The sequence below is a fragment of the Pseudomonas sp. SYWMCR5 genome (assembly GCF_057197165.1).
In genome coordinates, this window is sequence record NZ_JBXUNH010000008.1 from 244,877 (window position 1) to 256,097 (window position 11,221).

An 11,221-nucleotide genomic window follows, 5' to 3' on the forward strand; every position below is an offset into this window, starting at 1 on the left:
CGCATGAAGCAGGCCGGATCAGCACAACCCGAGAGAGAACCCGACCATGCGCTTGAATCGCACCTCCCTGATCACCGCTTCCAAGGCCCGTGCCGCTCTGCTGCTGGCTGCCGGTTTCAGCAGCGTCCTGCTGACCGGCTGCGCCGGTTCGCCGGTTTCCAAGATCGGTGCAACGACCAAGGTGGAGTATTACCCCAACTGCTACGAGCCGGTGCAGCACCTGCGTTCCACTGACGGCGACATGACTCGCTCGGTCGCCACCGGCGCACTGCTCGGCGCGGTAGGCGGTGCCCTGACCGGCGCCCTGGTGGACGGTGACAACCGTGGTCGCAACGCCGCCATCGGCGCTGCTGGCGGCGCCCTGGTCGGCGGCGCGGCGGGCTACTACACCGAGCGCCAGAAGCAGATCAGCGACGACAAGCAGCGCATCGCTTCCTACGCCGCCGACATCGACAAGAGCGCCGCCGACCTGGACCGCACCACCCAATACGCCAAGGCGTCCCAGGCTTGTTACCAGCGTGAATTCGCCAGCCTGATCCAGAACCGCAAGGCCAACCGCATCAACGACACCGAAGGCCGCAAGCGCCTGGCCGAGATCGTTGCCGGCCTGAACGAGTCGAACCAGCTGCTCGGCACCGTCAACGGTCGTCTGGGTGAGAACCTGAACAACTACACCCAGGCCTACGAGCAGGACCTCAAGCAGGTGGGCGTGCAGCGTTCGGAAGTGGTGGCCGTGGTCCAGCCACCGAAAGCGACCAGCAAGTCTGGCACCAAGAAGGGCCAGGCTGCGGGCAAGACCAACACCAAAGTGCCGACTGAAGCAGTCGCTACCGAGAAGACCCTGCAGAACGCCACCGGCAAGAAGGCCGAGGCCCAGCAAGTGGCCAAGGCGGGCGTGGATCAGGTCAACAGCATGTGCCGCAACCCGGACATGGGTGACTGGGCACCGGTGCCTTGCCCGAACGTTTGATGGCATGGCAGGGGTGCATCGCGCCCCTTTCGCGACGCAAGGCCGCTTCTGCAAAGAGCGGCTTTGCGCTGTGGACAGGCCAGCCTGTAGCTGAGTAAGGACACGTATTCATGAAAGACCTTCTGGTCAACGAATTGGCCAACACCTCGCAGTTTCTGGCGCGTCAGCGCCTGCAGGGGCGTATCGACCAGCAGAAGCTGTTCAAGGCGATCGATGCCGACCCTGGCATCGTCGGTGCGGGTGTCGTGTATATCGATGCCGACTACAACGTGATCGTGCTGCGCGAGTTTCAGCCGATCTGCAGTATCAAGCCCAAGCGCATCATCCTGCGTGAGGCGCCTCGCTACATTGCGCCCCAACAGTTCATGAACCAGCTGCAGACCAACCCGCGTGAATCGCGCGTGGTCAAGGAGGCGGTAGGCACCACGCTCTCCTGCGCTGGTGCGATCCTGGGTTGGGTCGTCATGTTCAGCGGTACTATCGCCGTGCCCTTCTCCGGCGGTGTGAGCCTCGCGCTTACCGTTGCCGGATATGCAGCAGCAACCGCCAGTACCGCACAGTGCTTTATCGGTGTTGCCAGGACGGTCAACGAGGTCAACGACCCTTCAGCCAATGATGCGATGGATCAGGAGGCCTGGTACAGGGCAGCCACACCGTTGCTCGACGGTATATCGTTGATCGGCGTCGGCAGCTCGGCCCTCACGACTGTACGCTTCCTGCAGGTGCGCAAGGCTGCCACGGGCGCCAACTGGCTCGACCTGACCCGTTCATTGAGCCGTCAGCAGCGTAGCGCTCTCACCCGCGAGTTGCTGTCGATCAAGCATCCTTCGCTTACCGCGAAGCAACTCAAGCTGCAACAGAGCACAGGTGAGCTGATCAAGCGTCACACGCCCACCCAGATCAAGCACGCCACTCAAACATTGATCAAGGATTCGCTTGGCGCTTCCATCGGTTTTGTCGGCAGCGGGACGGTGCAGGACAAGACCAAGAGCATCGCTCTGGGGCTCTATGAGGAGTTCGAGTAATGAGTCGGCACCCTGACCTTCAGAAGTTTCTCGATCGCTACTTCATGGTGTTCCTGGCGGGGTATTTTCTCTCGCTGTACGCCATGGCCGGGACGTTCTCTTTGGTGTGGAGTACCTATTGCCGTGACTGCAGCCGGGAGATCAACTATCCGCTCAGCCTTGGTGTGCTGGTGGTGACGCTGGTCACGGCGCATGCCGCCGTAGTGCGAGGTCGTGACTGGGGGGTATGGATGGTCGCCGCCCTTTGTATCGGCTCCGTGGTTTTCCTGTTGCCGACCTACGGTTTCAGGCCGCACATGGGGATCTTCCTGAGCATCATAGTCGTCGCGCTGCTGGCGTTGCTGGTACTCAACAGCAAGCGCTACAGAGCGATGCGCGTGCTACTTGCCGAGTATCGACACAAGCGTCAAGCCGATAGAGCTTCAAAGGCCCAGCGACCCAAAGTTCGACGGTCTCGATGATGGGCGAGTATCAACGCCATCTTGAATTCCATGCGTTCATGCGTCGTTACTTCCCGACGTTCCTGCTGGGCTTTTTCACCTGTGTGCTGTCGGTGGCATTGGTTCTTGCCATGTGGATCGACGAGCATTGGCGCAGCCATCCGGATAATCCCGTCTACACGATAGTTTCGAGTACAGCACTGGCGGCGCTGCTGTGCCTGGGGCACTTGGCGATGATTCGTGGGTATGGATGGGCAATGTGGGCCGTTTTGCCAGTACCGCTGATGGCGCTGCTGATCGCCCTGAGCTTGTTGGGCAACGGCCTGCATTTCATGTTGTTGGCTGCCATCCTGCTCTTGCCTCTGCTGGCGCTGCTGGTGTTCAACAGCGAGCGGCACAGGGAGATGCGCAGACGGCTCGTCGAGCTACGGCAGGCCCGAACCCGGCGCTAATGCGCCGGGCCCGTCAACACCAATCTCTACCTCAACGCTCCGGTCGCAGCACCTTCACATCCCCAGGCTCCGCCGTTTCACGCAGGTACTCTTCCAGCGAATCGTCCAGCGCCCTAATCCAGCGGGTGTGGTGTGGCACCGAGGCGGTGCCGGTCATCACCGAGCGGTACGAGCGGTCGCGGTAGCCCATGATGTCGTGCTTCTTGTCGTTCTTCCATTTGAGGAAGATGCGGTTCACCGCGTCGATGTCGAACCGTGGGTAGTCGGTCTGCTCGATCAGGCGGGCGATGTAGCTGCCCTGGAATTCGTACATCGAGGCAGTGGTCTGCAAGGCCTCTTCCTCGGCGCGCCAGTGCTCGCTGTCGGCGCGCATGGCGGCCGGGTCGGGCAGGGCAATGCGACCGAGGATCACGTCGCGTACGAACCAGGCCTGGGCGTCGAACAGGTTGAAGCTGTACCACAGGTCTTGCATCCCCAGGTACATCAACTGCGGGTTGGCCTCCCATACCACGCCCTGGTACAGGCCCAGCGGCCACAGGCGGTTGCCGGTGCGCAGGGTCAGGTCGTCGGGCAGGAACGGGAAGTGGTGCTGGTAGCCGGTGCACAGGATGATCGCATCGACGCGCTTGCTCGAACCGTCGGCGAAGTGTGCGCGGTCGCCGTCCACCCTTTGCAACTGTGGCCGCTCTTCCCAGCCCTTGGGCCATTTGTAGCCCATCGGCTGGGTACGGTAGGCACTGGTGATCGAGCGCGCGCCGTATTTGTAGCACTGCGAGCCGATGTCTTCGGCGGAGTAGCTGCTGCCGATGATCAGCACATCCTTGCCGGCGAATTCCAGTGCATCACGGAAATCATGGGCGTGCAGGATGCGTCCGGAGAAGCGCTCGAAGCCTGGGAATGACGGCACCTGGGGTGTGGAGAAATGCCCGCTGGCGACTACCACGTAGTCGAATACCTGTTCGTAGCGCTGGCCATTGGCGTAGTCGTGGGCGGTGAGGGTGAAGGTGCGGCTGGTACTGTCGAAGCGCACGTCCTTGACCACGGTGTCGAAGCGGATGTACTGGCGCACGTCGGCCTTTTTCACTCGGCCCTGAATGTAGTCCCACAGCACTTCGCGCGGCGGATAGGAGGAAATCGGGCGGCCGAAATGTTCATCGAAGCTGTAGTCGGCGAACTCCAGGCATTCCTTCGGGCCGTTGGACCAGAGGTAGCGGTACATGCTGCTGTGCACCGGCTCGCCGTGCTGGTCGAGGCCTGTACGCCAGGTGTAGTTCCACATGCCGCCCCAGTCGGCCTGCTTCTCGAAGCAGACGATTTCGGGCATGGCCGCGCCCTTGGCGTGGGCGGATTGGAAGGCACGCAGTTGCGCCAGGCCGGAAGGGCCGGCGCCGATGATGGCGACGCGAGTAGTCATGAAAAAGTCCTGTGATCACGGAAGAAAGGCAAGACTTCCCCAGCCCCGAACGGCAACGAGCCGAGGGCGGTGGAAGCGCGGAAACTTCAGGGGTCAGCAGGCAGGCGGAGGCACGGGGCGCTTGCGCTTGTGCGCCAGCAGGACATCGCGGGGCGGGATCGACAGGGTGTGGAAGAGTGTCGAGAGCGGGGAACAGCCGAGACTGGAAACGGCGGCAGGGAAGGGCCCGGTAGACTTGCCGATCAGATTGGCAAGCGGGCCATGCGGCCGACGGATACGTGTGATCTCGTGCATGGGGGCGTGGTTAGCCTCTTTTCGTTATGGGTGCCTTTTTAGCTATATCGCATTGGGGGAAGGGGTTCAAGGTTTGGGATTGTAGCGGCCACGGTGTCAGAAATTTTGTCCTGTTGAAAATCAGGGCCTGCCTGGCGGCAGGCCACCGCCGGCCCGAACGCAAAAAATGACAGCTCCGGGCAAGTGCGCTCCCACACTTAGTCCACGGCCCTTGGGAATGAAGCCCTACATCAGAAGTTGCCTCTCAGCGTCACTGTGAAGTTGCGCGGCTCACCATAGAAGTTACCCCACGAAACCGCCCCCACACTCTGGTAGTACTTCTTGTCGAACAGGTTGTTGCCATTGAGCGCCAGCGACCAGTTCTCGTCGATCCGATAGCCGATCCGTCCACTCCAGATGCCATACCCCGGCTGGACGGATTTCACCGCCACGGGCCTGATATTGCCATCCCGGAACGCGACATCACTCTGCGCCGTTACCCCTGCACCCACGCTCCAGCGCTCCAGTGCTCCCGTCAGTTGGTAGTCCGCCGAGGCCCGGAACAGATGACGCGGGAAGTAGGTGGTCGAAAACGCCGGCTCCTGCGGATTGGCACTGGTGCTGTCCAGGTACTTGGTCTGGGTGTAGGTATAGCCCGCCAGCACCTGCAAGCGCTCGATCACCTCGCCACTGATTTCGGCCTCGAAGCCCTGTGCCCGGACCTTGCCCACATCGCTGTAGCAGAAGCCGTCCGAAGACCCTGGGCAGCTGCTGTCGTAGTTGGCCTCCCCGCGATGTTCCTCGATGGTGCGGAACAGGTTGAACGAGGTGTTCACACGCCCATCCAGCAGTTCGCCCTTGATCCCCAGCTCGTAGCTCGCGCCGGTCTTGGGCTGCAAGGGGCTGCCTGCCTGGTCGGTGTAAGTGCTCTGCGGCTGGAAGATCGCGGCATAGCTGGTATAGACCGACCAGTTGTCGTTCAGGTCGTAGATGAGCGCGCCGAATGGCGTCACTTCACCGTTCTCCTGGCTGCGGTCGTGCTGCCAGTAATCCCATGCCCGGGTGTAGGAGTCACGACTGTTGCGGTACCAACTGACGCGCGAACCCAGCACCAGGGTCAACGGCTCGGCCAGCTTCAGGCGAAGCGTGGCGTAGGTGCCGAATTGCCGGGTGTCGGTCTCGGTCGGGAAGGGGCCGCCACGGTAAGCGTTGGGCGCGTAGAAGCCATCGCTGGGCTCGGGGACGTGCGGGTTGGGATTGAACGGATCCTGCGACGCGCCGAGTAGGCCGGTCATGTTGATCAGCGCCCAGTGGTCGCGGGTCTGGGCGCGGCTGGCGTTGGCGCCTACCACCAACTCATGCTGCAGGCCGAAGGCATCGAATTTGCCATCCAGGTACGCGTCGAAACCGTAGTCGGTCTGGTCATAGTCGAACAGGCCCGAGTACACCGAGGATGGCGCCGAGGTCGCACCTGCAGGCACCCCGCCAGGGGTCTCGGAAAGGGCGTACTTGATGTCCTGGTCGTTGTGGGTCCAGGCCCCGGCGAACTTGAACGCCCACTCATCGTTCAACTGGTGCTTGAGGTCGGCGAACACCGTGGTGCGCTGGCTGTCCCAGGTGTTCCACGAAGCGCCCAGGCAGGTCGAGCGACTCAGCTTCAGGTCCTTGCCATCGCTCCCCCTTGGCAGGCCGTGCCAGCAGGGCCGGGCGTCGAGCCTCTCGTAGGCGACGCCTAAGCCCAGGGTGGTATCCGGCGTCAGGTCGTAGTCCAGGGCGCCGTAGAGGATCTGGTCCTTGCGTTTACCCAGGTCGTAGAAGTACTGGCGATCCTGCAACGCTACCACCGCCCGGCCACGCAGCGTGCCCGAAGCGTTGAGCGGGCCACCGGTGTCGATCTGGCTGCGGTAGTTGTCCCAGGAGCCCGCCGACAGGCTCAGGCTGGTGGTGGGCGTGCTCTGGCCGCGTTTGCGCACGAAATTGACCCCGCCCGCCGAGCTGCCCGAGCCCTTCATCATGCCCGCCGCGCCCTTGAGCACTTCGACCCGGTCGTAGTAGGCCATGTCGCCCGAGAAGCTGTTGGCCTGTACGTACTCGCCGCCCACATCCAGCGGCACGCCGTCGTACTGGTACTGGCCCTGCATCATGAAACCGCGCGAATAGAAGTACTTGCCGCCCATGGGCGATTCGTACACCGCGATACCCGGGGTTTTCTCCATCGCCTGGTCGATGGTGTTGATGTTCTGGTCGTCCATGTACTTGCGGGTCAGCACGGTCACCGCCTGGGGTGTCTCGCGCAGCGTGTGTGTGCCCTTGCCGATGGTCACCGCCCGCGCGGCGTAGGCCCCGGTGCCTTCGGAGGTGGCGTCCAGGCGCTGGCTGGAGATGGTCGTGGCGTCCAGCTCCAGCGAGCCGTCATTGCGCGGCGACGGGCGCAGCACATAACTGCCATTGCTCTGCGCGACCACCTGCAACCCTGTGCCTTGCAGCAGCAGCGCGAAGCCCTGGGCGACGCTGTAGCGGCCTTGCAGCCCCGGCGAGCGATGGCCGTCGGTCAAGGCGGCATCGAAGGAGAAGGCACTGCCCGAGGCCGATGCAAAGGCGCTGAGCGCCTCCGTCAGGCTGCCGGCAGGAATCTGGTACTGGCGCAGCTCACTGACTTCGGCTGCATGGGCGAACGCCGGCAGCGTAGTCAGGACTACGCTGCAAAAGCCCAGGCGAATGGCTGCGGCCACCGGTTTCAGTCGGCGCGCATACGGGTACGTCATGATGGTCCTCCCCCAATTGATCCGCTCAAACGGCAGATGTCTGAGCAATGGCCGAAGGACGTGAGAAAAAAGTGCAACGCAGATGAGGATTTTTTTGCAACGCCTCAACCGACCCGAGGCATGACACTGACCCAGTAATCGGTACGCCGCACGATGTGCAGCTCGAAACCGCTGGCCAATGCGGCGAGGGCGAGGTCGATGTCGTGCAGCGGAAAGGCCCCGGAAATCCGCAGCCCGGCAATCGATGGATCACAGCGCAGCCAGCCACGCCGGTAGCGCGACAGTTCTTCCAGCAAGTCGCCCAGCGGCCGGTTGATTGCTATCAGGCTACCCGTTTGCCACGACGCCACCGAAGCGTCGCTGCGCCACGGCTCGCCAAGCCGAGAGCGATCGAACCGCACCTGCTGACCCGCTTCCAGACGCAGGGTTTGTGCGCTGTTCAGCGGACGCACCTGTACGGCCTTTTCCAGCACCGTCACCTCGCAGAAGCGCTCGTCGGCCTCGACCGTGAAGCGGGTGCCCAACGCCTGCACCTGCCCCTGGGCCACCTCCACCAGAAACGGACGCGCCAGGGCATCGGCGGCCGTTTGCACCAGCACCCGCCCGCTCAGCAGACGCAGTACACGCTGCGCTGCGTCGAAGCGCACATCCAGCGCCGAACGGCTGTCCAGCAGGATCTGGCTGCCATCCTCCAGCACCACCTCACGCTGCTCACCGACCCCGGTGTGCAGGCTGGCCATCAGCGTTGTTCGCAGTTCGCTTCTCCAGCCGCCCACACCCACCACACCGACGCCCGCCAGCACCAGCAACTGACGCAGCACCCGCCTGCGCGACTCCCGCGCCTGACGCAGGGCCGGCGCTGCAATCTGCCGTGGCACCCCCTCGACCATCCGCCGAACTGCCTCAACCTGTTGCCAGGCCTGCTGGTGCAGAGGATCTGCATCGTGCCAGCGCTGCCAGCGCTGCTGCTCGCCCGCATCCTCGAGCCCCGACGACAGCCGCGCATACCACTGCGCCGCACAGCGCAACGCCTCGCGCTGCGCTGTGCTCAACGGTGATGACACGGTGCTCACAGCAGCCCCAGGCGCATCAGGCAGCACTGCTCAATCGCCTTGGCCATGTGGTTGTTCACCGTGCGTACCGAGACGCCCAGGCGCTCGGCGATCTGCGGATACGTCAGCCCCTCGAACTGCGACAGGATGAACGTCTGACGCACCTTGTCGCCCAGGCTGTCTAGCATGCGATCGATTTCCATCAAGGTTTCCAGAACGATCGCCTGGTCTTCCTCGGATGGGTGGTCGCAGGCGGGCAGGGAGGCCAGCGCCTCGAGATAGCTCTGCTCCAGCGCCCGGCGGCGGAACAGGTCGATGACCAGACCTTTGGCGACGGTGCTCAGATATTGGCGCGGCTCGCGGATATCCAGGGCACGACGCGCCTTGATGACCCGCACGAAGGTGTCCTGTACCAGGTCGGCGGCATCGCTGGTGGAGTCCAGACGCTTGCGCAGCCAGCCACGCAGCCAGGCGCTGTGGGTGAGGTAGAGAGCCTCGGTGGCGGAGAGCAGGGCAGAATCGGTGGGGGGCATGGGGGAGGGTAGTTGTTAATGGGAATTAGTGCGATTTGAACTCTTTTGGGCAGGGTTTGGCAATGGGGGGCTTGAGGTGTGCGCTGTGGGCGGGCTGGTGCTAGCGTGGCAACACCACAGTCGCTTTCAGCCCATCGCCATCGCGGTTGGAAAGCCGCAACTCACCGCCATGGCTGGCCGCAATCCGCTGGGCAATGCTCAACCCCAGGCCATACCCACCGGACGCCTGGTTGCGCGAACCCTCTCCACGCACGAACGGATCGGTCACGGTGTCCAGCAGGCCCGCGGCAATACCTGGCCCGCGATCCTCGACATGAATCCGCACCTGCGCCGTATCCGCCTCGAGCCGCAGCGAAACCGCCTTGCCATAACGCAGGGCATTGACCAGCAGGTTCTGCAGGCACCGCTGCATCAGCAAGGCATCGACCTTCACCTTGCCCACTTCACCCTGGATCGGCAGCGGCTCTTCGGCGCTGGCCAAGTCGGCGCACAGGCGCGCCACCAGTCGGTCCAGGTCCACCTCCTGCAGGTTCTGCTGCTCGCCGGCCCGCAGGTAGTCCAGTACCTGGCCGATCATGGCATCCATCTGCGCGATGTTCTGGCGCAGACGCTCTTTGTGTTCGCCATCCTCCAGCCGCTCCAGGCGCAGGCGCATGCGGGTCAGGGGCGTACGCAGGTCGTGGGAGACGGCGGCGAGAAAGTAGGCCTTGTCGTTGACCATGGCGATCAGCCGCTGCTGCATGGCGTTGAACGCCTGCGCTGCCTGGCGCACTTCCTCAGGGCCTTCCAGGGGCAGGGCCGGCTGCTCCAGGTTGCGCCCCAGGCCACGAGCGGCATCGGCCAGGCGTCGCAGCGGGCGCAGGCACAGGCGCACGGCCACCAGGCACACCAGCAGCACGGCGACGATGCGCAGGGCATAGACGCGCAGCAGATAGTCGCTGATCAGCACCCAGGCCGACTCGCCACTCCAGCCCTGCAGTTCTTCGCCGTCGATCACCAGCCAGTGGCCATCCTCCATCGGCACGGCGAACTGCAGGTGCGCCTGGGCGGTACGCAGGCCGAACAGGCTGCGCCAGACGATCGGCTGACCAAGCTCATCGGTCAGTTGTACCTTCAGCAGGCGCGCCGGCTGGTCGTGGCCGAGTTCGTAGGCCAGCGCCTGGTGCAGCAGCAGTTCGATGCGGTGCCGCCCGCGTCGATCATCACGTTGGGCTTCGGGCAGTGATTCGGCGCAGCGCAGGTGATAGTGCGCCGGCACCTGCAACTGCCCGGCATGGCAGTCGGCCTGGGCGATCAGCGGCGCACTGCGCGCAGCGATCAACCGCACCGGGGCCTCGAACACCTGGGCGAAGCGCACGTCGAACCAGATGCTGCTGGACATCAACTGGATCAGCAGGGTGCCGCTGATCATGATCAGCAGCAGTTGGCCGAACAGCGTCCGTGGCCACAGGCGGCGCAGCAGGCGCACTTCAGGCGCCTGGCTCGCAGGCGATGCTGAGCAGGTAGCCTTCGTTGCGAATGGTGAGGATCTGCGCGCTGCCATTGGCGGCGCGGCGCAGGTGCTGGCGCAGGCGGCTGATGCACATGTCCACCGAGCGGTCGTCGGGCAGGTGGTCGCGGCCAAAGGCGCTGCGCGTCAGGTGATCGCGCGATACCACGCGGTTGTTGGCCTCGAGCAGCTCGCGCAGCACGCGGTAATCGGAGCGGGGCAGGGTGAGGGCCTGGCCGTCGGGATGAGTGAGCAGGCGCTTGATATGGTCGAGGCTGAACCCTGCGAACTGCTGCGCCTGGCTGGCGGGCTCTTCGCTCGGCGTGTCGAGGCGCTGCGGGCGGCGCAGGACGGCCTTGATGCGGGCAATGAGTTCACGGGGTTCGAAGGGCTTGGACAGGTAGTCGTCGGCGCCCACTTCCAGGCCGATGATGCGATCCAGCGTGCTGCCCTTGGCCGACAGCATGATCACCGCCAGGCCCGGCTGCGCCTGCAACTGGCGGCACAGGCTCAGGCCATCCTCGCCAGGCAGCATGAGGTCGAGCACCACCAGCTCGACCTTGTGTCGCGCCAGCTGCTGGCGCATCTGCTCGCCATCGGCGGCAGCCAGTACCTGATAGCCGGCATCGGTAAGGTAATCGCAGAGAAGTTCGCGGATCTCGTCGTCATCATCGACGACCAGCAAGGTCGTGCTCATTGCGGGGGACACCTGTCGGGGGCGCCCATGCAGCGCCCGTTACGTTCCATTACATCCCCGTACAAGCCGGGCATGGAGCCCAGAGGGCACATCCCTAGAATCGTAGCAAAA

Annotated in this window: 10 protein-coding genes; 4 read left to right on the plus strand and 6 right to left on the minus strand. The window is 63.8% G+C overall.

What is annotated here, in order from left to right; genetic code table 11:
• The first annotated feature begins 46 nt into the window (after window positions 1-46).
• The 4 genes from tagQ (at window position 47) to AC2CGW_RS20620 (ending at window position 2,887) form a co-directional block, all read left to right on the plus strand.
• On the plus strand, window positions 47-970 hold the full coding sequence (gene tagQ / locus AC2CGW_RS20605; RefSeq protein WP_063541541.1) for a type VI secretion system-associated lipoprotein TagQ: 924 nt from the start codon (window positions 47-49) through the stop codon (window positions 968-970).
• Between the two features lie 110 nt (window positions 971-1,080).
• Window positions 1,081-1,995: an Ssp4 family T6SS effector gene (ssp4, locus tag AC2CGW_RS20610; protein WP_186711099.1), complete on the plus strand. Its 915-nt coding sequence runs from the start codon at window positions 1,081-1,083 to the stop codon at window positions 1,993-1,995.
• Window positions 1,995-2,456 (plus strand): hypothetical protein, encoded by a 462-nt coding sequence (locus AC2CGW_RS20615; RefSeq protein ID WP_186665696.1) that lies wholly within the window; start codon window positions 1,995-1,997, stop codon window positions 2,454-2,456. Before ssp4 ends, AC2CGW_RS20615 begins: the two co-directional genes overlap by 1 nt.
• Entirely contained in the window at window positions 2,456-2,887 is a 432-nt protein-coding gene (locus AC2CGW_RS20620; protein ID WP_186711101.1) for a hypothetical protein, read from the plus strand. Before AC2CGW_RS20615 ends, AC2CGW_RS20620 begins: the two co-directional genes overlap by 1 nt.
• 31 nt (window positions 2,888-2,918) lie before the next feature.
• Here AC2CGW_RS20620 and AC2CGW_RS20625 read toward each other — a convergent pair whose 3' ends face one another.
• The 6 genes from AC2CGW_RS20625 to AC2CGW_RS20650 form a co-directional block, all read right to left on the minus strand.
• Window positions 2,919-4,301 (minus strand): NAD(P)-binding domain-containing protein, encoded by a 1,383-nt coding sequence (locus AC2CGW_RS20625; RefSeq protein ID WP_484574504.1) that lies wholly within the window; start codon window positions 4,299-4,301, stop codon window positions 2,919-2,921.
• A 524-nt stretch (window positions 4,302-4,825) separates the two neighbouring features.
• Window positions 4,826-7,339: a TonB-dependent siderophore receptor gene (locus AC2CGW_RS20630; RefSeq protein ID WP_484574505.1), complete on the minus strand. Its 2,514-nt coding sequence runs from the start codon at window positions 7,337-7,339 to the stop codon at window positions 4,826-4,828.
• Window positions 7,340-7,443: 104 nt separating this feature from the next.
• Window positions 7,444-8,412 carry a FecR domain-containing protein gene (locus AC2CGW_RS20635; protein ID WP_288376529.1) on the minus strand — a complete coding sequence of 323 codons (969 nt, stop codon included), beginning with the start codon at window positions 8,410-8,412 and terminating at the stop codon, window positions 7,444-7,446.
• Window positions 8,409-8,924 carry a sigma-70 family RNA polymerase sigma factor gene (locus tag AC2CGW_RS20640; RefSeq protein WP_186665702.1) on the minus strand — a complete coding sequence of 172 codons (516 nt, stop codon included), beginning with the start codon at window positions 8,922-8,924 and terminating at the stop codon, window positions 8,409-8,411. Before AC2CGW_RS20640 ends, AC2CGW_RS20635 begins: the two co-directional genes overlap by 4 nt.
• Before the next feature lie 100 nt (window positions 8,925-9,024).
• Entirely contained in the window at window positions 9,025-10,392 is a 1,368-nt protein-coding gene (locus AC2CGW_RS20645; protein WP_484574506.1) for an ATP-binding protein, read from the minus strand.
• A gap of 1 nt (window position 10,393) precedes the next feature.
• The gene (locus AC2CGW_RS20650; RefSeq protein WP_186711458.1) at window positions 10,394-11,110 is read right to left on the minus strand and encodes a response regulator; all 717 of its coding nucleotides are present in this window, start codon (window positions 11,108-11,110) and stop codon (window positions 10,394-10,396) included.
• Window positions 11,111-11,221: the final 111 nt, after the last annotated feature.